The organism is Rhizobium subbaraonis, from assembly GCF_900220975.1.
GTDB classification, from domain to species: Bacteria; Pseudomonadota; Alphaproteobacteria; order Rhizobiales; family Rhizobiaceae; genus Mycoplana; species Mycoplana subbaraonis.
In genome coordinates this window covers 62,665-84,714 of sequence record NZ_OBQD01000017.1, presented here as the reverse complement: position 1 = coordinate 84,714, position 22,050 = coordinate 62,665, and the positions used below count along the sequence as shown (strand labels likewise).

The window sequence follows — 22,050 nt, the reverse complement described above, 5'->3', positions numbered from 1 at the left end:
GAGGAGAGCCGGGCGGCGGCCTCGGCTCGGCCAAGGCAGCGTACCCTCCAGCGTGTCTCCTGCGCGCGTGCCTCTCCGATTGGCCTCGAGGAGCGTCAGATGATCAGATTGGACAGGATCTCGTTTTCGGTAATGTCCTGATAGCGCAGACCCACCCGGTCGAAGGCCGCCTTCAGCACGTCGAAGTTTTCTGGCGCCTTGGTCTCGATCCCGATCAGGATAGAGCCGAAATTACGCGCCGATTTCTTCAGGTATTCGAAACGGGAGATATCGTCCTCAGGCCCCAGCAGGTTGAGGAAGTCACGCAGCGCGCCCGGGCGCTGCGCCATGCGCAGGATGAAGTATTTCTTCAGGCCACGGTGCCGCATGGCCCGTTCCTTCACGTCGGGAAGGCGCTCGAAGTCGAAATTGCCGCCGGAGACGACCGCCACGACGGTCTTGCCCTGCAGTTTCTCGCGTCCCATCGCCTCCAGCGCCGTGATCGAAAGCGCACCCGCCGGCTCCAGTACCACGCCCTCGACGTTCAGCATGTCGATGATCGTGACGCAGATCGCGTTTTCCGACAGGAGCATGGCCTGCTCCGGCCGAAACTTCCGGAGACGATCGAAATTCAGGTCGCCGATTCGGCCGACGGCGGCACCGTCGACGAAGTTGTCCACCTGGTCGAGCGTGATCACCTCGCCCGCCTCCAGGCTGCGGCGGAGGCTCGGCGCGCCTTCCGGCTCGCAGAACAGGAAGGCGTCGTCCGGAACGTCCCCTTCGAGATAGCCGGTGACGCCGGCAGCCAGCCCGCCACCGCCAACTGGAAGCACCACCAGGTCGGGACGAACGCCGCTTCCCAGTTGCGCGGCGACCTCGGCTGCGACCGTCGCCTGCCCTTCGATGATGTCCGCGTGGTCGAACGGCGGCACCATGATCGCCCCGCTATCGCGCGCATGGTCCTGCGCTGCGCGGTAGCACTGGTCGAAGATGTCGCCGACCAGACGGATCTTTACGAATTCGCCGCCGAAGATGCGCGTCTTGTCGATCTTCTGCTGCGGCGTCGTCACTGGCATGAAGACCGTTCCCTGGACGCCGAAATGTCGGCAGACGAAGGCGAAGCCCTGGGCGTGGTTGCCGGCCGAGGCGCAGACGAAGCTGTTCCCGGTCCCCTTCTGCGCAATGATCTTGCGGAAGAAGTTGAAGGCGCCGCGAATCTTGTAGGAGCGGACCGGGGAGAGATCCTCGCGCTTGAGATAGACCTGGGCGCCGTAGCGGACGCTCAGATGCTCGTTCAGTTGCAGAGGGGTTTCGGGGAAAAGCGTGCGCAACGCGTCGGTTGCACGCTCGACATCCTGTTTCATGACAAGCCGTCGTCCTTGAGTTTGATTGCGGCTATCGCTATTGCATATCGAAGAAGCGGAGGCCACCCGTCTTTCGAAACAGGGACATGGCAGCGGCCAAGCCAGAACGAGACGCATTTGAACGCCACGATCTATCGCTCCGCCATCAACATCGCGGCCACCTGCGGTCTGTACCTTTCGCTATCGATGCTGCTGCCGATGGCAGTCGATCTCTATTACGGCAGCCCCGACTGGGAAATCTTCGGCATTTCGGCCTTCCTGATGGGCGGGCTTTCGGCGGCAACCGCCATGGCGACGCGCGCCGGTCCTCCGCCCTACACCAAGAAAATGGGCTTTCTCGTCGTCAATTTGCTCTGGCTCGTCTGCTGCCTGCTCGGCGCCGTCCCGTTCTGGATGTCTTCGCTGAACATGGACTTCGCCGAAGCCTTCTTCGAAGCGGTCTCCGCCGTGACCACGACCGGCTCGACGGTCATCGTCGGCCTGGACAACGCGCCACCCGGCATCCTGATGTGGCGATCCCTGCTGCACTGGCTCGGCGGTATCGGTATCCTGGCGCTCGGCCTGTTCATCATGCCGTACCTGCGCGTCGGCGGCCTGTCGTTCTTCAAGCTCGAATCGTCCGACACCAGCGACAAGCCGTTTGCGCGCATGGCTGTCTACACCCGCGCCTTTCTTCTCATATACGTGCTGCTGACGCTCTTCGGCGCAATAACCTACAACGCGCTCGGCATGACCCGCTTCGATGCGCTCAATCATGCGATGTCCACCGTGGCGACCGGCGGGTTTTCGACCCACGACGCCTCCTTCGGCTACTATAAGAACAGCCTGCCACTGCTGTGGGCGGCCTCGTTCTTCATGACGCTCAGCAGCCTGCCGTTCTCTGTGCTCATCCTGTTTCTGGTGCGCGGACGGCTGGATACGCTGAAAGATCCGCAGATCATCGTCTTTCTCGCCTATGTCGCGCTCTTTGCGATCGCAGCCAGCCTCTACCAGCGGCTGGAGAACGGCGTGCCGTTTCACGAGGCGCTGGCCCATGCCTTCTTCACCGTGACCTCCATCCTCTCGACGACCGGGTTTGCCAGCGACGACTATACCCAATGGGGCCATTTCATCGTCATTCTCGCCTTCATTGCCACGTTCATGGGCGGGTGCTCGGGCTCGACGGCCGGCGGAATCAAGGCCTACCGCATCATCATCCTGTTCAACTTCGTCCGATCGGGCCTTTACCGCCTCATCTATCCGAGCGGGATCCACGCGGTGCGCTACGGCCCCATCACCGTAGACGTCGACGTGCAGCGCAACGTGTTTCTGTTCTTCATCAGCTACATGATGATCTGCGTTGCCGGCAGCGTCGTCCTCGGGCTTCTGGGTTACGACGCGCTGACATCGATATCCGCCGCCGCGACAGCCCTTTCCAACGTCGGGCCGGGTGTTACGCCTTCGATTGGGCCGAGTGGCACGTTTGCCGAGATGAGCGATCCGGCGCTCTATCTCCTGTCCTTCCTGATGCTGCTGGGGCGCCTGGAAGTGCTGACCGTCCTCGTCATCCTGACACCGCTCTTCTGGAAAAGCTGAGGTCACTGGGCGCGGCTCAAACACTTTCTTGACTGGCCCTAAGCATCTGCGCATCTTTCGTGGACGATCCGAGGGAGGCCGCATGCCCGCAATGCCGTCTGCATCCGCACTAACGCTTGCCGCAATGCTCGGCCTCTGGGCCTTTCCCGCCGCCGCCGGCATGCTGGTCGACGCCGCCACGAAGGCGGAGCAACTGGCGACGTCGGGCGACCCGGTCGGCGCGCACGACGCCTTGCGGGAAGCCTTCGGCACCTTTTCCTCCACACTGCCCTTCTCGATCGGCAAGGCGACCTTCGTCGCCGATCCGCCCGAGGGTTACGGCATGTACACGCCGCGGCCGAACGCGGTCTACAAGCCCGGCGAATCACTGATTTCCTATGTAGAACCCGTGGGCCTGAGCTGGCGCCCCATCGACGGCGGCAAGGTCGAGGCGCAATTCACCGTCGATCTCGAGCTTCTAAACGACAAGGGCGATACGCTGGCCGAGCAAAAGGCCTTCGGGTCGTTCACATTCCGCGGCTTCGTGCGCAACCAGGAGGTCTTTGCCAAGCTGACGCTCAGCGTCGAAGGGCCACCGGCCGGCGAGTACGTGCTGCGCTATCGGTTCCGCGACGCGATCAGCGGTGCAGTCGCGCTTTCGGACCAGAAATTCTCGATCGTACCCTAGAACGCCGCGGCTCAGACCCGCGTTCATCCAGTAATACCCGGTCATCCGGATTTACCGGTGAGATATATGGCAACGTGGTGCGGACGACGGGGATCGAACCCGTACGGATCACTCCGAGAGATTTTAAGTCTCTTGCGTCTACCAGTTTCGCCACGTCCGCCTGCCCGTGTTCTCAACAACTTGCGCCCAAAAATCAAGGCCATGTTTTCAGCGGCGAAATGAGGGCCTTGAGCGAAATGGCAGGACGGCGTTCCAACTGCGCAACGCGCGCGCCACCGGCGAATGCCTGATGCCAGTGTCAAAATTAATAGACGCATCGGACATAGAAGGCGCACACTTGCCTCATCGCTTCCACATAAAGGGCAGGAGCGACAGGGAGATGGCAGCTTCCGCGCCCCCCAGAGGGAGGAAACTCGTGTCTACATCTTTCTACTACGACGCCGCCGGCTATCCGGTCTTTCCATGCGGTTCCAACTCGAAGGTGTTCAGCCCTGACGACCTGAACCGGATGCAGCACATCTTCGACGACTGCCTCCAGGAATGCACCTTCCCCATCGACAGCCAAGCCGCAGAATCGCTGGGAGTGGCCATCATCCGGCTCTACTCCCAGGGACAGCGCGACGGAACGTTCATCAAGGCAGCGCTTCTGCCGTCGTTCAAGCGGAGAGCATAGCAGCGGCTGCAGGCAGGGGCCGTCGCGGGAACATTGTCTACCACGCGACGTTCTTCTTGCCGTATCAATGCCGGAGGATTCACGATGCGCTTCATTACAACCGCACTTGCCACGATGATGATCGCAGGAGCGGCCTACGCCCAAACGGCCGAGGTCACCAAAACCGAAACGTTCGTCACCGTCCAGCCGACAGATGTGCTCAGCTACAATCTTGTCGGGCTGAACATCACCAACGAGGCAGACGAAGCGATCGGCGAGATCAAGGATATCGTCATCTCTGAAGGGCAGCTTGCCGGCTACGTCGTTTCGGTGGGCGGTTTTCTCGGCATGGGCGAACACTTCGTCATGGTCACTCCGGCCGCCGTGAAAATCACCTATCTGGAAAACGACAAGAAGTGGACGGCAATGATGAACACAACCAAGGATCAGCTCGAAAAGGCGCCCGAATTCAAGTACGAGGGACGCTTCGAGCGCTGATCCCAGAGGCGCGCCCGTATCGGGGCGCTGAGCCTTCAAACGAACCGAGGACTGGCAGGAGGCTGATCTCAAAATTGACCGGCCTGCTGCCTGTCAGTCCCGAAACACCCGCAATATGGCTATCCATGCGTCACCAAGGGATGCGCAGCGCAACCGATTGAACGCGGCCGCGAGCGCGCCGCATCCCGCCGCAAGCGGCCGGATAACGGTTGGCCCACCCCCGCCAAGGCCGGATAAAGGGGAGCGTCAGACGAGTTCCACGTCTACCACGCCGGGGGCAGAACGGAGCGCGGCGGCGATCTCGGGCGAGATACGGTAGCGCTCGTTGAGTTCGACTTCGATCTCGCGTTCGCCGTTGTCCTTGATCACGATGAAGGAAACGAGGCCGTCGCCCCTAGCGTTCAGATGCGCGGCGATCGAGCGCAAGGGGCCGGAATCGCGCAGGAACACGCGCAGCGCCTTCTGCTGCTGCAGGGCCTCCTCCTCCAGCGACCTCAGCGTCTGGATTCGCAGCCCGATGCCCTCCGGGCGCTCTTCTGCCTGCACCGTCATGACCAGCGACTTGCCCGGCTCGAGCAGGTCGCGGTATTGGTGCAGCATTTCCGAAAACAGCACTGCCTCGAACTGGCCGGATGCATCGGAGAAGGCGACGATGCCCATCTTGTTGCCGGTGCGGGTCTTGCGTTCCTGCTTCGACGTGACCGTGCCGGCCAGGCGGCCGGCCGTGGCGCCCTGCTTTACCGAGACGGCGAAGTCGGCGAAATTCTGCACGCGCATCTTTGCCAGTATAGGGCTGTAGGTGTCGAGCGGATGGGCGGACAGGTAGAAGCCCAGCACCTGAAATTCCCGATGCAGCTTCTCCGAGGCGAGCCATGGCGCATAGGAGGGGAACGAGATCACCTCCGGGCCGGTTGCTGCCCCTGCCCCGAACATGTCGCTCTGGCCGCTCGTCTTGTTTTCCTGCGCGCGCTGGGCATAGCCGAGCAGCCGGTCCATGCCGGCAATCAGGGCAGCGCGATCATGGCCGAAGCAATCAAATGCACCGGCGCAGATGAGGCTTTCGAAAATCCGCCGATTGACCAGCTTGGGGTCGATCCGGAGGCAGAAATCCTCGAGGCTCTCGAACGGCCTGTCGCCGCGCACCTCGACGATATGGTGCACGGCCGCTTCGCCCACGCCCTTGATCGCGGCCAGCGCATAATAGATGCAGCCCTCTCCGGTCTCGAAATGCGCATAGGAGGTCTGGATCGACGGCGGAAAGACCTTGATGCCGAGACGGGCCGCATCCTGGCGGAAGTCGTTCAGCTTGTCGGTGTTCGACATATCGTAGGTCATCGACGCGGCCAGGAACTCGACCGGATAATGCGCCTTCAGATAGGCCGTCTGGTAGGAGACGATCGCATAGGCCGCAGCATGGCTCTTGTTGAAGCCGTAGTTGGCGAACTTGGCCAGCAGATCGAAGATCAGGTCGGACTGCGGCTTGGAAACGCCGTTCTTCACCGCACCTTCGACAAAGCGGGCGCGCTGCTTGTCCATCTCCTCCTTGATCTTCTTGCCCATGGCGCGGCGCAGAAGGTCGGCCTCGCCGAGCGAATAGCCGGAGAGCACCTGGGCGATCTGCATCACCTGCTCCTGGTAGACGATGACGCCCTGCGTCTCCTTCAGCAGGTGATCGATCATCGGATGGATCGATTCAATCTCCTCGTCGCCGTGCTTGCGGGCATTGTAGACCGGAATGTTCTCCATCGGGCCCGGGCGATAGAGCGCCACCAGCGCGATGATGTCCTCGATGCAGTCCGGGCGCATGCCGATCAGAGCCTTGCGCATACCGGCACTTTCCACCTGGAACACGCCGACCGTCTCGCCGCGCGACAGCATCTCGTAGGTCAGGCTGTCATCGAGCGGCAGGCCCGCCAGATCGATCTCGATGCCGCGCTTGCGGGCGAAATCGACGGCGGTCTTCAGCACCGTCAGCGTCTTCAGACCGAGGAAGTCGAACTTCACCAGCCCGGCCTGCTCCACCCACTTCATGTTGAACTGGGTGACGGGCATGTCGGAGCGCGGATCACGGTACATCGGCACGAGCTTCGACAGCGGCCGGTCGCCGATCACGATGCCGGCTGCGTGCGTCGAGGCGTGGCGATAGAGGCCCTCGATCTTCTGGGCGATGTCGAGCAGGCGGGCGACAACCGGCTCCTTCTCCGCCTCTTCCTGCAGCTTCGGCTCCTCCTCGATCGCCTTCGACAGCGGCGTCGGGTTGGCCGGGTTGTTCGGCACGAGCTTGCAGATCTTGTCGACCTGGCCGTAGGGCATTTCCAGCACGCGCCCGACGTCGCGCAGCGCCGCACGTGCCTGCAGCGAACCGAAGGTGATGATCTGCGCCACCTGTTCGCGGCCGTACTTGCGCTGGACGTAGCGGATCACCTCTTCGCGGCGGTCCTGGCAGAAGTCGATGTCGAAGTCCGGCATCGAGACACGTTCCGGATTGAGGAAGCGTTCGAACAGCAGCGAGAAGCGGAGCGGATCGACATCGGTGATCGTCAGCGCGTAGGCGACGAGCGAACCGGCACCCGAGCCGCGGCCGGGGCCGACGGGAATGTTCTGCTGCTTGGCCCACTTGATGAAGTCCGCAACGATCAGGAAGTAACCCGGAAACTTCATGCGCTCGATGACGCCAAGCTCGAAGTCGAGCCGCTCGCGATAATCCGCCTCGCTGTAGCCCGGGGACAAGCCGAGCTGCGCCAACCTTCCCTCCAGCCCCTCGACGGCCTGTCGGCGCAGTTCCGCAGCCTCGGCGCGCTCCGCCTCCTCCGCATCATCGGTTGCACCGGTGAAGCGCGGCAGGATGGGGGCGCGGGTCTTGAGCACGAAGGAGCAACGCTTGGCGATCTCCACCGTGTTGTCCAGCGCCTCGGGAAGATCGGCGAACAACGCCGCCATAGCCGAGCGGCTCTTCAGGTAGTGGTCCGGCGACAGGCGGAAGCGGTTGTCGTCGGAAACCATGGCATTGTGCGCCACCGCCATCAGCGCGTCGTGCGCCTCGTAGTCGTCGGGCGCGGGAAAGAACGGTTCGTTGGTCGCAACCAGCGGCACGTCATGCGCATAAGCGAGCTCGATCATCTGCCGCTCGTGCCGGCGGTCGTAGTTGGCGTGACGCTGCAATTCTATGTAGAGCCGGTCGCCGAAGAACCGCTTCAGCTCCAGAAGCCGTGCTTCGGCCATCGCCGGCTGGCCCGCGGCAAACGCCATGTCCACCGGGCCGGTGGACGCGCCCGTCAGCGCGATGAGCCCCTCGGCTCCCTCCTCCAGCCAGGAACGGCAGATATGGACGGAATGCCCGCCCCCTTCGCCATCCAGATAGGCGCGACTGACGAGGTCGACCAGCCGCGCATAGCCGGCATCGGTCGCCGCCAGCAACACGAGTGAAGGGAGCTTTGCGAGCGCTTGTGCGCCGTTGCGGCGCTCGCCCTCGCCGCTGTCTTCCATGTCAATCGAAAGCTGGCATCCGATCAGCGGCTGGATCCCGTCCGAGACCGCCTTCTGTGAAAACTCAAGTGCTGCGAAGAGATTGTTCGTGTCGGTAATGGCGATCGCCGGCTGACTGTCGCTGACCGCCTTACCCAGTATCTTCTTGATCGGCAGCGCACCCTCAAGCAGCGAGAAGGCCGAGTGGACGCGCAGATGAACGAATTGCACGCCCTGCCCCGCCGCTTCTCCGCCAACCGTCACCGCCGCAGCATCCGCCATCTTCACCACTCCTTTTCAGAGCGACCACGATAAGCGGATTCTGGCAGCCAATGTCCAGTCAAAGGTTCTGGACGGGTGCCTTATCCCCGGCTGCCCCAATCCCAGGCACGCCAGGGCCAGCAGGCCGTCAAAGGCCTAGCGCGAGAACCGAGAAGCTCGCAATGAACAATGCAATGGACGCAAAGGCGGCAAGATCACGCATGAATTCGGTCATTTGACGGCTCCAATCTGTTTATGTTTTTATTTTGTTCTATTTTTGTTCATGCGTCAACCACTAAACTGAAAATTGCTGGCCCGCCCCGGCCGCAACGGCGCTCGGCCACCTCTGGACGCTGTTGGGCGGAATGCATATGGTCGCGGTCGACAACTTTTAAGGATCAACCTTCATGAGAACCCTACGGCTGCTTGCACCGAGCCTTCTGTTTTCCGGTCTCGCTGTTGCCGCGTCCGCGCAGGACTTTCTCGCCGAGCGCATCTTTGCCGCAGCCATGGGGGACTGGAACAAGGATGGAAGCCCGGATCTGGTGGTGATCGCAAGGCCGTCGGAGGGCAGCGACGACAACGGGGTCTACATCTACCTCGCCGAGCCCTCGGAAGCCCGGCTGCAGCTGAAGGTCGCCGCGCCGAACAAGGTGTGGGGAAACCTGACTCTGTTCGGCCAGGAACCAGCTGTCGCAGCGCTTGCGAATGGTTCGATCAAGCTGACGTCGCAGAACAGCGCGGTCGGGCGCGACCGCTGGGAACAGAGCCTGGCGATCGCCTATCGCAACGGCCAGTTCGTCGTCGCCGGCTACACCTATTCGTCCTACGATACCCTCGATCCCAACAACACCTCGCAATGCGATCTCAACGTGCTGACCGGCAAGGGGATGGCCAACGGCAAGCCGGTGACGGCAAGGGCCGAAACGGTGACGTTCGAGGCGTGGAGCGATGAGATCGGCCAGAAGGCCTGCGGCTTCTCCGCGCAATAACCGCCCCGGTCGAGGGGGCTGTCTGCGGATGCCGCGTGTGCGAGATACTGCCGTCCACAGCGAGGCAAACGCCCGTCGCTGTATCCGCTAGACTCCAGTTGCGGTCGACGGGACACCTGAGCATGCCGGCGTGTGGCGACCGCAATCACCGTCAGCGAAGTTCGCGGACCTTTCCGTCCTCGATCGTGACCTTGCGATCCATGCGCCCCGCGAGCTCCAAGTTGTGCGTCGCGATCAACGCTGCCAGGCCGGACTGGCGCACGAGCGCCTGCAGCGCCTCAAAGACATAACCCGCCGTCTCCGGATCGAGATTGCCGGTCGGCTCGTCGGCGAGCAGCACGATCGGCGCGTTGGCGACGGCGCGGGCGATCGCCACGCGCTGCTGCTCGCCGCCGGAAAGCTCCGATGGCCGGTGGTCCGCACGGTGGCCGATGCGCATGTAGTCAAGCAACTGCTTTGCCCGCTCCCGCGCCTCGGAGCGAGGCAGGCCGCCGATGAGCTGCGGCATCATGATGTTCTCCAGCGCCGAAAACTCCGGCAGGAGATGATGGAACTGGTAGACGAAGCCGATCTCGTTACGGCGAATGGCCGTCCGCTCCTCGTCGCCGAGCTGCGCACAGGAGTGCCCATTGACGATAACGTCGCCGCCGTCGGGCTTTTCCAGCAGGCCGGCAATATGCAAAAGCGTCGACTTGCCCGTGCCCGACGGTGCCACCAGCGCCACGATCTCTCCGCTCCGCAGGGAGAAATCGGCGCCCTTCAGGATCGTCAGCAGCCTGTCGCCCTGACCATAGTGCCGGTCCACGCCAGCCAGTTGCAACGCCACGCGCGAATTCATCGATCGTTCCGTTTCATTCATACCGCAGGGCCTGTACGGGATCGAGCTTTGACGCCCGCCAAGCCGGGAAAATCGTCGCCAGGAACGACAGCAGCAGCGCCATGATGACGATCGACATCGTTTCGCCGAAGTTCATGTCGGCAGGGAGCTGGCTGAGGAAATAGAGCTCGGGATCGAACAGGGTCTGTCCGGACAGCCAGGAGAAGAACTGCCGGATCGATTCGACGTTCAGGCAGACGATAACACCGAGCAGTACGCCGGCAATGGTGCCGACGGTCCCGATCGCAGCGCCCGTCATGAAGAAGATGCGCATGATCGAGCCCGACGTCGCCCCCATCGTGCGCAGGATGGCGATATCGCTGCCCTTGTCCTTCACCAGCATGATCAAGCCGGAGATGATGTTGAGCGCGGCAACGAGGACGATCAGCGTCAGGATCATGAACATGACGTTGCGCTCGACTTCCAGCGCCGAGAAGAAGGTTCGGTTGCGCTGCCGCCAGTCTGTCACGTAGATCTGCCGCTCGGCTGCCGCCTCGATCGGCTGGCGCAACTGGTCGACCGCGTCGGGATTGTCGACAAACAGCTCGATCGACTGAACCAGTCCGTCGGCATTGAAGTAGAGCTGAGCCTCCTCGAGCGGCATGTAGATGATCGAGGCGTCATACTCTGACATGCCGATCTCGAAGATTGCCGATACCGGGTAGCTCTTCACGCGCGGATTGACACCGAGCGGCGTGACGTCTCCTTCCGGGGAGACGAGCGTAATCGTGTCGCCGGCGGAAATACCGAGCTGCTCGGCCATCCGCGCGCCGATCGCAACCCCGGTACCGGCGGCAAAGCCGGTGAGATCGCCCGAGGTTATGTGGTCGGAAACGGTCTTGAGCCTGGTCAGGTCGTCCGTGCGGATGCCGCGGACCAAAGCCCCCGTACCGGCGCCATCCCTGCCGGAGGCGAGCGTCTGGCCTTCGACCAGCGGGATGGCCAGCCTGACGCCCGGCACCTGCGAAAACTTTTCGGCCAGTTCGGCGTAATTGTTCAGGGGACCGTCGATCGGCTGGACGATCATGTGGCCGTTGATGCCGAGGATGCGCGAAATCAGTTCTGTGCGGAAACCGTTCATCACGGCCATGACGATGATCAGCGTGGCCACGCCCAGCATGATCCCGATGAAGGAAAAGCCGGCGATCACGGAGATGAACGCTTCCTTGCGCCGCGATCGCAGGTAGCGCCAGGCAACCATCCGCTCGAAACCGGAGAACGGACGACTTGCGGGCGCCGCCTTCGCCTTGGCCGCGCTGCCCTCGCCGGTCGTTTCTGCCATGATGCCTCCGGTCGTCTTGCCGGGGCGTATCGGCGACCTGCGGCCGCGAACCATGCCCCACTCCAGCCATGCGCTCCGCGCATCGTCTGCGACGCGCGAAAGCCGAATGTTCAGATCCTGCACGATCCCTTTGCACGGCGCCGGGCCGGCAGGGGAATCATGCAGGAGAAGTCTGCGCACAAAGCCTGTCGAAAATCGATCCCAGCGGATCGAAATCAGGCGGCCACGAGGCGGGCGATCGCAGCCTCGATGGTCAGCGTCTCGCGCTCGCCTGTCTTGCGATCCTTCACCTCGACTTCGCCGGCTGCAACCGAGCGCGGCCCGACGATGACCTGGAACGGGGCTCCGATCAGGTCGGCGGTGGCGAACTTGGTTCCGGCGCGCTCGTCCTTGTCGTCAAGCAGCACGTCGATGCCAGCCTTGCCGAGCGCTGCATAGATCTGTTCGCTAGCGGTGTCGCACGCCGCATCCCCGGCCTTCATGTTGATGATGACAACCTCGAAGGGCGCCACAGAACGCGGCCAGATGATGCCGTTCTCGTCATGAGAGGCCTCGATGATCGCCGGCACGAGCCGCGTCGGACCGATGCCGTAGGAGCCCATGTGCACGGCATGCTCCTTGCCGTCCGGACCCTGCACCTTGGCACCCATCGCCTCGGAGTACTTGGTACCGAAATAGAAGATGTGCCCCACCTCGATACCGCGTGCGGAGAGGCGCTCGCCCTCGGGAATCGCGGCAAATGCGGCCTCGTCGTGCATTTCCGAGGTCGCCGCATAGCGCGACGTCCATTTCTCGAAGATCGTCTTCAGGCCGGCTACGTCCTCGAAATCGGTTTCTATGCCGGGAATATCGAAACCCAGGAAGTCCTTGTGGCAGAAGACTTCCGACTCGCCCGTATCCGCCAGGATGATGAATTCGTGGCTGAGATTGCCGCCGATCGGGCCGGTATCGGCGCGCATGGGGATTGCCCGCAGGCCGAGGCGCGTGAAGGTGCGCAGATAGGCTGCGAACATGCGGTTATAGGCGTGCTCCGCCCCTTCGCGCGTCAGATCGAAGGAATAGGCGTCCTTCATCAGGAACTCGCGCGAACGCATGGTGCCGAAGCGCGGACGGATCTCGTCGCGGAACTTCAGCTGGATGTGATAGAGGTTCAGCGGCAGGTCCTTGTAGGACTTGACGTAGGAGCGGAACACGTCCGTGATCATCTCCTCGTTGGTCGGGCCATAGAGCATGGCACGGTCCTGGCGATCCTTGATGCGCAGCATCTCCTTGCCATAGGCGTCGTAGCGCCCGCTCTCCTGCCAGAGTTCGGCCGACTGAAGCGTCGGCATCAGCAGTTCGATGGCGCCGGAGCGGTTCTGCTCCTCGCGGATAATCGCGTTCACCTTGTCGAGCACGCGCTTGCCCAGCGGCAGCCACGTGTAAATGCCGGCTGACTGCTGCTTGATCATGCCCGTGCGCAGCATCAGGCGATGCGAGACGATTTCCGCCTCCTTGGGATTTTCCTTGAGGATGGGCATGAAAAAGCGGGAAAGGCGCATGGCGGGTTCCAAATTGACACTATTCGCCTAGTGATGGAATCGGGCGAAATGACGTTGAATTCGTGCGTTCATAAACGCTTCGCGAGGCGAAGTGAACCCGCGTGCGCAGGCCCCTCGCCAAATCGGCCGCGGGAACCGCCGGACCGGTTCATCACGGAAAACGGGGGCGGTAATAACGGAAATTTCAATTTCGAAGTCAACGGAAAAATTTTCCGTGACTGTAACAATTATGCAAAAAATCAGATGACAACGCCCAACCTTTGGGCTAGTTTCAGGCCACAAAACAGGCAAGGAGTATAAATTCTTGCCAATTTCGCGGTCAAGTCTTGGGAGGATCAGATCTTTGGCGCGCGCAGACGCTGCCACCGGCGACGGATAAAGATCACGCGATACTTTAAAAACAAGGCTTCTGGCCTTGTTTTTTTTTGGCTTTATGAACGATGCTGTGCCTACACTGTCATCATGACGGCTGGATGACACCAGCCTGCGGCAAACGCGCACATGCGTGAAACAATGCCGAAACAATACGAAAATATGAACGTATCCAGGCCCGCGGGCGGTCGCTCAATCGAACTTCGGATAGAGCTGCGGAATGGCGTCGATGCCATAGCCCAACCTGACCGACAGCACATACCAGCCGAGGTGAATCAAGGCGGCAGCGACTGTGGTAATCAGCACCACCCGCCAGCCCCGGAAACGCGCCGGCGCGCTCTCGACCGTGCCCGGCACCACGTCGTTTTCCTCGGCCTGGGTCCGCAAACCGAACGGCAGCACGGCAAAAAGGGTCACCCACCAGATGATGAAGTACACGGCGAAGAGTGAAAACAGAGGCATGAGCCTATCCCGTCAGGCGCTGACCGGGCGGCGCGGCTCCACGGAACCGAACGCCTGCCGCCAAGCGTATTGATACAAGACCTGGCCTCTCGCCAGAGCATTTCCGGCGTTGATGAAAATGCGCGGCTCGGCCACCTGCCACCTTTAACCCCGACTGCGGAGGAATTCAAACCCGATGGCAGCGGCCAGCTGTCACACTTCTTCCAGCTCGATCAGCGTACCGAAGAAATCCTTCGGATGCAGGAACAGGACGGGCTTGCCGTGGGCGCCGATCTTTGGATTGCCGTCGCCAAGCACGCGCGCGCCGCCGGCGGCAAGCCGATCGCGCGCAGCCAGAATGTCGTCCACCTCGTAGCAGACATGGTGCATGCCGCCGCCTGGCGCCTTCTGCAGGAAGGCAGCAATCGGCGAGGCGTCACCCAGCGGCTCCAGCAGCTCGACCTTGGTGTTCGGCAACTCGACGAAGACAACGGTCACGCCATGCTGAGGCAGCGCCTGCGGCTCGGTCACCCGTGCGCCTAGCACGTCCCGGTACGAAGCGACCGCCGCGGCCAGATCCGGCACGGCGATCGCGATATGATTTACTCGTCCAAGCACGCCTGTCCTCCCAAAGACAAACTCATGACGCGTTCCGGTACGCACTTTACGCGCGGGTTACAAACACCGTCACGACCGGCTTCTTGCCCCAAATTTCATTCGCCATCGCTCGCACGGCGCGGCGAACCGCTTCCCGGATCGTGTCCAGATCCTTGCGGCGCGCCCGCGGAATGCTCTCGACGGCGCCAAGGACCGCATCATAGAGCGTGTCGCCCATGTCTTCGCCCTCGTCGTCGAACTGCGGCAGCCCGAAGGGAACGATCTCCGGGTCGCCCCGAAAGTCGTAGCGGGCATCGAGCACGACGTTCACGGCAACGTGCCCGACGAAGGAGAGCTTGCGGCGGTCGCCGATACCCATTTCCTCATAGTCGCCGATCAGGTTTCCGTCCTTGAAGATGCGGCCGAACGAAACTTCCTCGAGCACCTCCGGAACGCCCGGCGCCAGCCGCAGCATCTGCCCGTCGCGAACACGCGGCACCACGCCGATGCCAGACTGCTCGGCAAGCTCCGCATGCGCCACCAGATGGGCCGCCTCGCCATGGACCGGCACCACGATCTTCGGCCGGGTCCAGGCGTACATCTGCTGCAGTTCGCTGCGGCGCGGATGGCCGGAGACGTGCACCAGCGCCTCGCCGTCGGTGATGACGTGGATACCCTGGTCGACGAGGCCGTTCTTGATGTCGTTGATCGCCTTCTCGTTGCCGGGAATGGCGCGCGAGGAGAAGATGATCGTGTCGCCGGCGGTAAACGCCACGTTGCGCATCTCGTCGCGGGCGATCTTGGCGAGTGCTGCACGCGGCTCGCCCTGGCTTCCGGTCAGGATGACGACGACCTTGTCGCGCGGAATGTAGCCGAACTCGTCTTCGTCGATGAACGGCTTTATGCCTTCCATCAGGCCGATGTCGCGCGCCACCGCTGTCACTCGCTTCATCGAACTGCCGAGCAGCAGCACCTCGCGTCCCGCCGTCTCCGCCGCCTTGGCGATGGAACGAATACGGCCGACATTCGACGAGAAGGTCGTGATGCCCACGCGCCCTTCCGAACTTTCGATGATCTTCGCCAGGCTCTCGCTCACCTCCTCCTCGGACGGGGAGACGCCATCGCGCAGGGCGTTGGTGCTGTCGCAGACGAGCGCCAGAACGCCCTCGTCCCCCAGCTTGCGGAACCGCGTCTCGTCTGTCAGCGGTCCGAGCGATGGGTGCAGGTCGATCTTCCAGTCACCGGTGTGGATCACCGTGCCGAGCGGCGTCTTGATCGCCAGCGACATCGGCTCGGGAATGGAATGGTTGACGCCGATGCCTTCGATTTCGAACGGACCGACATTGATGCGGTCTCCCTGCTTGAAGATCGTCACCGGAATCTCGGTGCGGCTGCGCTCGAAATCGCGCTTGGCTTCCAGCATGCCGGCCGTGAACGGTGAGGCATAGACCGGCACGTTCAACCCCGGCCACAGATCATTCAGGGCGCCGTAGTGATCCTCATGGGCATGGGTGATGATGATGCCCTTGAGGTTCTTGCGCTCTTCGGCGAGGAAACGGATGTCGGGCAGCACGAGATCCACGCCCGGCAGGTCGGGCCCGGGGAACGTCACGCCGCAGTCGACCATGATCCACTTGCGATTGCCCGGTGTGCCGTATCCGTAGAGTGCGAGATTCATACCGATCTCGCCAACCCCGCCGAGCGGCAGGAACACCAGGTCTTCTTGGTTCGCCATATTCTGCAAAAATCCGATTATTCGAAGAAAACATCACCGGCTGCGATCAGGCGCACATCACCCTCGTCAGCCTCAAGCTTCAGCAGACCACTATCATCAATTCCGACGAAGCGCCCGGAAATTGATTGGGTCGGCAAATTGACCGTTATACGTTCACCAATGCCGCCGGCGACCTTTCGCCAGCGGGCCGTGATCTCGCCGATCCCGTTGGCGCTGTCCCAAAGCCGCAATATATCCGCCATCTCCCGGAAGAGATGGGCGAAGAGCTCGGCGGGCCCGACCGTACAGCCATAGTCGGAGAGGCGCGCGACCGGGTAGAGCCCGGTTTCCGGCGCCACTGCCACATTGATACCGCAGCCGATGACGATCGCCTGGCGACCGTCGGCCATCGTTTCCGCCTCGATCAAGATACCGCAGATTTTCCTGCGCTCGATCAGCAGGTCGTTCGGCCACTTGATCTTCACCGGTGGCGCATCGAGAGGCATGATCGACGAAATCGCCGACTGGACCGCCACGGCAACCGCCAAAGGCAGCGAACCGAGGCGCTCCATGGGCGCCGGATCGATTAGCAGCAGCGAGGCATAGAGATTTCCGGCCTCCGACGTCCACGGGCGACCGCGCCGCCCCCTGCCCCCGGTCTGCCGCGCCGCGGTGATCCACAGACCGGAAAGCGCGCCCCTGCGGGCGCGCTCCAAACAATCCGCGTTGGTGGAAGTGGTCTCGACCAGTGCCTCATGCCGGAAATCATCCAGCGTGAGCCGGCCGGTGCCCGTCCGCCCTGTCAAAAGAAGGTCCGCGCGGCCGCTTCGGCCGCTTCGCCGATCGGTCCGCCAATCAGGACGTATCCTGCCACGAACAGGCCGGCGAGACCGAAGACAAGCTTCAGCTCGCCCGGCGTGCGGGCGAACTCGTCCGTCGCCGGATCGAACCACATCACCTTCACGAGACGCAGGTAATAATAGGCGCCTACCACCGAAGACAGCACGCCGATAATGGCAAGCGCATAGAGATGCGCCTCGATCGCCGCCATGAAGACGAAGTACTTGGCAAAGAAGCCTGCCAGCGGCGGAATGCCGGCAAGCGAGAACATCATGACCGTCAGAACGCTGGCCATGAAGGGATTCGTGGTGGAAAGGCCGGCGAGATCGTCGATCGATTCCACGTTGCCGCCTTCACGACGCCGCATGGCGAGAATGCAGGCGAACGTGCCGAGCGTCATCACCATGTAGATCAGCATGTAGAGCGCGACGCCGCGCACACCGGCCATGGAGCCGGCGGCAAGGCCGACGAGCGCATAGCCCATGTGACCGATCGACGAATAGGCCATCAGCCGCTTGATGTTCTTCTGGCCGATCGCGGCGAACGAGCCGAGCAGCATCGAGGCGATCGAGATGAAGACGATGATCTGCTGCCAGTCGGCAACGACCGGCTCGAAGGCATCGATGACGATACGCACGAGCATCGCCATCGCCGCAACCTTCGGTGCTGCGGCAAAGAAGGCGGTCACCGGCGTCGGCGCACCCTCGTAAACGTCCGGCGTCCACATGTGGAACGGAACGGCGGAAATCTTGAAGGCCAGGCCCGCGAGGACGAAGACGAGGCCGAAGACGAGGCCAAGCGAGCGGCCCTCGGCCGACAGGGCGGCTGCGATCTGCTCGAAGTTGGTGTGGCCGGTGAAGCCATAGACCAGCGACATGCCGTAGAGCAGCATGCCGGACGACAGCGCGCCGAGCACGAAATATTTCAGGCCGGCTTCGGTGGAGCGGACGCTGTCTCGGTTGATCGCGGCAACGACATAGAGAGCCAGCGACTGCAGTTCCAGCGCCAGATACAGCGACAGCAGGTCATTTGCCGAGATCATCAGCAGCATGCCGAGCGTCGCCAGCACGATGAGAACGGGAAACTCGAACCGGTCCAGCTGCTGCGAGCGGGCATGGCCGACCGTCATGACCAGCGCCGTGATCGAACCGATCAACGTCAGGATCTTCATGAAGCGGGCGAAGGGATCGGAGACGAAGGCGCCGCCAAAGGCAACGCCTTCGGGGCTCTTCATCACCAGCATGAGACCAGCGATGATCAGCAGAGCTACGGCCAGCCCGGTGACGGTTGTCGCCGAGCGTTCGCCGGAGAACACGCCGATCATCAGGAGAGCCATCGCACCCAGAGCCAGAATGACCTCGGGCGTCGAGAGCTGAAGGCTGGCAAGGAGGAGTTCAGCAGTCATATCCAATGATCCCGTCGTCAGTTCGCCGAGAGCGCAACGGATTGCGCTGCTTCGAGGGCCGCGGTGTAATTGTTCAGGAGGGCATCGACCGAGGCGGCGGTCACGTCAAGGACCGGCATGGGATAGACACCAAAGAAGATCGTCAGCAGCACGAGCGGATAGAGTATGGCCTTCTCGCGCCCCGACAGGTCGAGCAGCGCCTTGAGGCTTTCCTTCTCGAGCGGACCGAAGATCACGCGGCGGTACAGCCACAGCGCATAGGCCGCCGACAGGATGACGCCGGACGTTGCAAAGAACGCTACCCAGGTGTTGGCCCGGAAGGCACCGAGCAGCGTCATGATTTCACCGACGAAGCCGGAGGTGCCGGGCAGACCGACATTGGCCATCGTGAAGATCATGAAGGCGACGGCGTATTTCGGCATGTTGTTGGCAAGCCCGCCATAGGCCGCAATCTCGCGGGTGTGCAGGCGGTCGTAGACGACGCCGACGCAGAGGAAGAGTGCGCCGGACACGATACCGTGTGAGAGCATCTGGAACAGTGCGCCCTGCACGCCCTGCTCGTTGGCCGCAAAAATGCCCATGGTCACGTAGCCCATGTGCGCAACCGACGAATAGGCGATCAGCTTCTTGATGTCTTCCTGCACCAGCGCGACCAGCGAGGTGTAGATGATGGCGACGACCGAGAGCGTGAAGACGAACGGCGCGAAGTAGTCGGATGCCAGCGGGAACATCGGCAGCGAGAAGCGAAGGAAGCCGTAGCCGCCGAGCTTCAAGAGGATGCCGGCCAGGATGACCGAACCTGCCGTCGGCGCCTGAACGTGCGCATCGGGCAACCAGGTGTGGACCGGCCACATCGGCATCTTCACCGCGAACGAGGCGAAGAAGGCAAGCCACAGCCACGTCTGCATCTGCTCCGGGAAGCCGTAGGCGAGCAGTTCGGGAATGCTGGTCGTGCCGGCCTGCCAGTACATCGCCATGATGGCGAGCAGCATCAGCACCGAACCGAGCAACGTATAGAGGAAGAACTTGTAGGACGCATAGACGCGATCCTTGCCGCCCCACACGCCGATGATGATGAACATCGGAATGAGGCCTGCCTCGAAGAAGACGTAGAACAGGACGATGTCGAGCGAGACGAAGACGCCGACCATGAACACTTCCAGGATGAGGAAGGCGATCATGTATTCCTTCAGGCGCTTCTCGACCGAGTTCCAGCTCGCCAGCACGCAAAAAGGCATGAGGAACGTCGACAGGATGACGAACAGCATCGAAATGCCGTCCACGCCCAGATGATAGGCAATGCCGGTGCCGAGCCATTCATGCTTCTCGATCATCTGGAAGCCGGGGTTCGAATAGTCGAAGCCAATCCAGATGAAGACAGACAGGATGAAGGTGAAGACCGTCGTCAGCAGCGAGACGTTCAGGATGTTCCGCCGCCCGTAAGGGCTATCCTCGCGGGTCAGCAGCAGCAGCGCCACGCCAACCAGCGGAAGAAAGGTGACCGCGGAAAGAATCGGCCAATCGGTCATCAGATGGAACTCCCGAGCATCATCCAGGTAACGAGTGCCGCAATTCCGAGCAGCATCGCAAAGGCATAGTGATAAAGGTAACCGGTCTGCAGGCGGACGACGCGGTCGGTAACGTCGAGGACGCGCGCGGCAATCCCGTTCGGGCCGAGCCCGTCGATGACGGCGCCGTCACCGCCCTTCCAGAACACCCGGCCGATCCAGAGCGCCGGGCGCACGAACAGGAAGTCGTACAGTTCGTCGAAGTACCACTTGTTCAACAGGAACTGGTACAGGCCGCGGTGCTGTTCTGCCAGGTACTTCGGCAGGTCCGGACGACGAATGTACATGAACCAGGCGGTGACGAAACCCAGTGCCATCGCGGCGAACGGGCTCCACTTCACCCACAGCGGAACGTGGTGGAACTCTTCCAGGATCTCGTTTTCCGGGCCGGTGAAAAGCGCACCCTGCCAGAATTCGGCATAGTGGTGGCCGAAGAAGTAGTCGTGGAACAGGAAGCCCGCGAACACCGCGCCGGCGGCGAGGATATAGAGCGGAACCAGCATGACGGCGGGCGATTCATGGACGTGGTGCATGACGTCGGAAGAAGCGCGCGGCTTGCCGAAGAACGTCATGAACGCCAGGCGCCAGGAATAGAAGCTCGTGAAGAGCGCTGCGATCACCAGCAGGGTGAAGGCAAAGCCGGCGACCGTGCTGTGCGACGCGAAGGCGGACTCGATGATCGCATCCTTCGAGAAGAAGCCGGCGAAGCCGATGACGGTTCCCGGAATTCCGACGCCCGTCAGCGCCAGCGTACCGATCGTCATCATCCAGAAGGTGACCGGAATGTGCGTGCGCAGGCCGCCCATGTAGCGCATGTCCTGCTCGCCGTCGACGGCATGGATGACCGAGCCGGCGCCAAGGAACAGCAGCGCCTTGAAGAAGGCGTGCGTGAAGAGGTGGAACACCGCGGCACCGTAGGCGCCGACGCCGAGCGCCACGAACATGTAGCCCAGCTGCGAGCAGGTCGAATAGGCGATGACGCGCTTGATGTCGTTCTGCACCAGGCCGACGGTCGCGGCGAAGAAGGCCGTGATCGCACCGATGAAGGTAACCACGGTCAGCGCATCCGGCGACAGTTCGAACAGAGGCGACATGCGGGCGACGAGGAAGACGCCGGCGGTGACCATGGTTGCGGCGTGAATGAGGGCCGAGACCGGGGTCGGGCCTTCCATGGCGTCCGGGAGCCAGGTGTGCAGCAGGAACTGTGCAGACTTGCCCATGGCGCCCATGAAGAGCAGCAGGCAGGCGGCGGTTATCGCATTCGCCTTGTCGAGATGCATGCCGAACAGCGTGATGACCGGCTCTGCGGCATCTGCAGCACCCTCGGCCGGCAGATAGGTCGCAGCCGTGGCGAAGATCGTCTCGAAGCTGACGGAGCCGAACAGATAGAAGACGGTGAAGATGCCGAGCGCGAAGCCGAAGTCACCCACACGGTTGACGATGAAGGCCTTCATGGCGGCCGCGTTCGCCGACGGCTTCTTGAACCAGAAGCCGATGAGCAGATACGACGCCAGGCCCACGCCTTCCCAGCCGAAGAACATTTGCAGCAGATTGTCCGACGTAATTAGCATGAGCATCGCGAATGTGAACAGCGACAGGTAGGCGAAGAAGCGCGGCCGATGCGGGTCATGGTGCATGTAGCCGATGGAGTAGACATGCACGAGCATTGACACGGTGTTGACGACGACGAACATGACCGCCGTCAGCGTGTCGACGCGGAACGCCCATTCGACGTCGAACCCGCCGGACTGCATCCAGCGCATGACCGAAACCTTGATCAGTTCCTCGTGGCCGAGTGCGACCTGGAAGAAGACAACCCAGGAAAGCGCGCACGCGATCACCATGAAACCGCTGGTGACGAATTCGGAAGCCTTGGCGCCGATCGTGTTACCACCGAGACCCGCGATCAGAAAGCCGATCAGCGGAAGGAAGACGATTGCTTTGATGACGGTATCCATGA

The 22,050-nt window shown here is 62.2% G+C and carries 17 protein-coding genes and 1 tRNA gene; 5 read left to right on the top strand and 13 right to left on the bottom strand.

Annotated features, from left to right (window positions below; translation table 11 throughout):
* Positions 1 to 95 precede the first annotated feature (95 nt).
* The gene (ilvA, locus tag CRO48_RS23205) at positions 96 to 1,343 is read right to left on the bottom strand and encodes a threonine ammonia-lyase (RefSeq protein WP_097142143.1); all 1,248 of its coding nucleotides are present in this window, start codon (positions 1,341 to 1,343) and stop codon (positions 96 to 98) included.
* Between the two features lie 117 nt (positions 1,344 to 1,460).
* Here ilvA and CRO48_RS23200 point away from each other — a divergent pair, with 117 nt between their 5' ends.
* Positions 1,461 to 2,918 carry a TrkH family potassium uptake protein gene (locus CRO48_RS23200; protein ID WP_097142142.1) on the top strand — a complete coding sequence of 486 codons (1,458 nt, stop codon included), beginning with the start codon at positions 1,461 to 1,463 and terminating at the stop codon, positions 2,916 to 2,918.
* Positions 2,919 to 3,000: 82 nt separating this feature from the next.
* Complete coding sequence (locus tag CRO48_RS23195; protein ID WP_097142141.1) at positions 3,001 to 3,585, top strand: hypothetical protein; 585 nt, start codon at positions 3,001 to 3,003, stop codon at positions 3,583 to 3,585.
* A gap of 75 nt (positions 3,586 to 3,660) precedes the next feature.
* Here CRO48_RS23195 and CRO48_RS23190 read toward each other — a convergent pair.
* Positions 3,661 to 3,745 (bottom strand) — tRNA-Leu (locus CRO48_RS23190).
* A 255-nt stretch (positions 3,746 to 4,000) separates the two neighbouring features.
* Here CRO48_RS23190 and CRO48_RS23185 point away from each other — a divergent pair.
* Together CRO48_RS23185 and CRO48_RS23180 are read left to right on the top strand one after the other, a co-directional pair.
* Positions 4,001 to 4,258: a hypothetical protein gene (locus CRO48_RS23185; protein ID WP_097142140.1), complete on the top strand. Its 258-nt coding sequence runs from the start codon at positions 4,001 to 4,003 to the stop codon at positions 4,256 to 4,258.
* Positions 4,259 to 4,342: 84 nt separating this feature from the next.
* Positions 4,343 to 4,735 (top strand): PRC-barrel domain-containing protein, encoded by a 393-nt coding sequence (locus tag CRO48_RS23180; protein ID WP_097142139.1) that lies wholly within the window; start codon positions 4,343 to 4,345, stop codon positions 4,733 to 4,735.
* Between the two features lie 246 nt (positions 4,736 to 4,981).
* Here the strand turns inward: CRO48_RS23180 and dnaE are convergent, their stop codons facing one another.
* Entirely contained in the window at positions 4,982 to 8,482 is a 3,501-nt protein-coding gene (dnaE, locus tag CRO48_RS23175) for a DNA polymerase III subunit alpha (protein ID WP_097142208.1), read from the bottom strand.
* A gap of 386 nt (positions 8,483 to 8,868) precedes the next feature.
* Here dnaE and CRO48_RS23170 point away from each other — a divergent pair, with 386 nt between their 5' ends.
* Positions 8,869 to 9,453 (top strand): FG-GAP repeat protein, encoded by a 585-nt coding sequence (locus CRO48_RS23170; protein WP_097142138.1) that lies wholly within the window; start codon positions 8,869 to 8,871, stop codon positions 9,451 to 9,453.
* A 151-nt stretch (positions 9,454 to 9,604) separates the two neighbouring features.
* Here CRO48_RS23170 and CRO48_RS23165 read toward each other — a convergent pair whose 3' ends face one another.
* The 10 genes from CRO48_RS23165 to nuoL form a co-directional block, all read right to left on the bottom strand.
* Positions 9,605 to 10,291, bottom strand: coding sequence for an ABC transporter ATP-binding protein (locus CRO48_RS23165; protein WP_097142137.1), 687 nt, complete (start codon positions 10,289 to 10,291; stop codon positions 9,605 to 9,607).
* A 13-nt stretch (positions 10,292 to 10,304) separates the two neighbouring features.
* Positions 10,305 to 11,612: a lipoprotein-releasing ABC transporter permease subunit gene (locus tag CRO48_RS23160; RefSeq protein ID WP_097142207.1), complete on the bottom strand. Its 1,308-nt coding sequence runs from the start codon at positions 11,610 to 11,612 to the stop codon at positions 10,305 to 10,307.
* Between the two features lie 215 nt (positions 11,613 to 11,827).
* Complete coding sequence (proS, locus tag CRO48_RS23155; RefSeq protein WP_097142136.1) at positions 11,828 to 13,153, bottom strand: proline--tRNA ligase; 1,326 nt, start codon at positions 13,151 to 13,153, stop codon at positions 11,828 to 11,830.
* A gap of 564 nt (positions 13,154 to 13,717) precedes the next feature.
* Positions 13,718 to 13,987 (bottom strand): DUF1467 family protein, encoded by a 270-nt coding sequence (locus CRO48_RS23150; RefSeq protein ID WP_097142135.1) that lies wholly within the window; start codon positions 13,985 to 13,987, stop codon positions 13,718 to 13,720.
* Positions 13,988 to 14,179: 192 nt separating this feature from the next.
* Entirely contained in the window at positions 14,180 to 14,584 is a 405-nt protein-coding gene (gene mce, locus CRO48_RS23145) for a methylmalonyl-CoA epimerase (RefSeq protein WP_097142134.1), read from the bottom strand.
* Between the two features lie 46 nt (positions 14,585 to 14,630).
* The gene (locus CRO48_RS23140; protein ID WP_097142133.1) at positions 14,631 to 16,298 is read right to left on the bottom strand and encodes a ribonuclease J; all 1,668 of its coding nucleotides are present in this window, start codon (positions 16,296 to 16,298) and stop codon (positions 14,631 to 14,633) included.
* A 17-nt stretch (positions 16,299 to 16,315) separates the two neighbouring features.
* A complete protein-coding gene (locus tag CRO48_RS23135) occupies positions 16,316 to 17,083 on the bottom strand; it encodes a biotin--[acetyl-CoA-carboxylase] ligase (protein ID WP_097142132.1) in 768 nt (255 codons plus the stop codon).
* Entirely contained in the window at positions 17,080 to 18,522 is a 1,443-nt protein-coding gene (gene nuoN / locus CRO48_RS23130) for an NADH-quinone oxidoreductase subunit NuoN (protein WP_097142131.1), read from the bottom strand. The genes CRO48_RS23135 and nuoN overlap by 4 nt, the downstream gene beginning before the upstream one ends.
* Before the next feature lie 17 nt (positions 18,523 to 18,539).
* Positions 18,540 to 20,051, bottom strand: coding sequence for an NADH-quinone oxidoreductase subunit M (locus tag CRO48_RS23125; protein WP_097142130.1), 1,512 nt, complete (start codon positions 20,049 to 20,051; stop codon positions 18,540 to 18,542).
* Positions 20,051 to 22,048: an NADH-quinone oxidoreductase subunit L gene (gene nuoL / locus CRO48_RS23120; RefSeq protein WP_097142129.1), complete on the bottom strand. Its 1,998-nt coding sequence runs from the start codon at positions 22,046 to 22,048 to the stop codon at positions 20,051 to 20,053. Before nuoL ends, CRO48_RS23125 begins: the two co-directional genes overlap by 1 nt.
* Between the last annotated feature and the right edge of the window lie 2 nt (positions 22,049 to 22,050).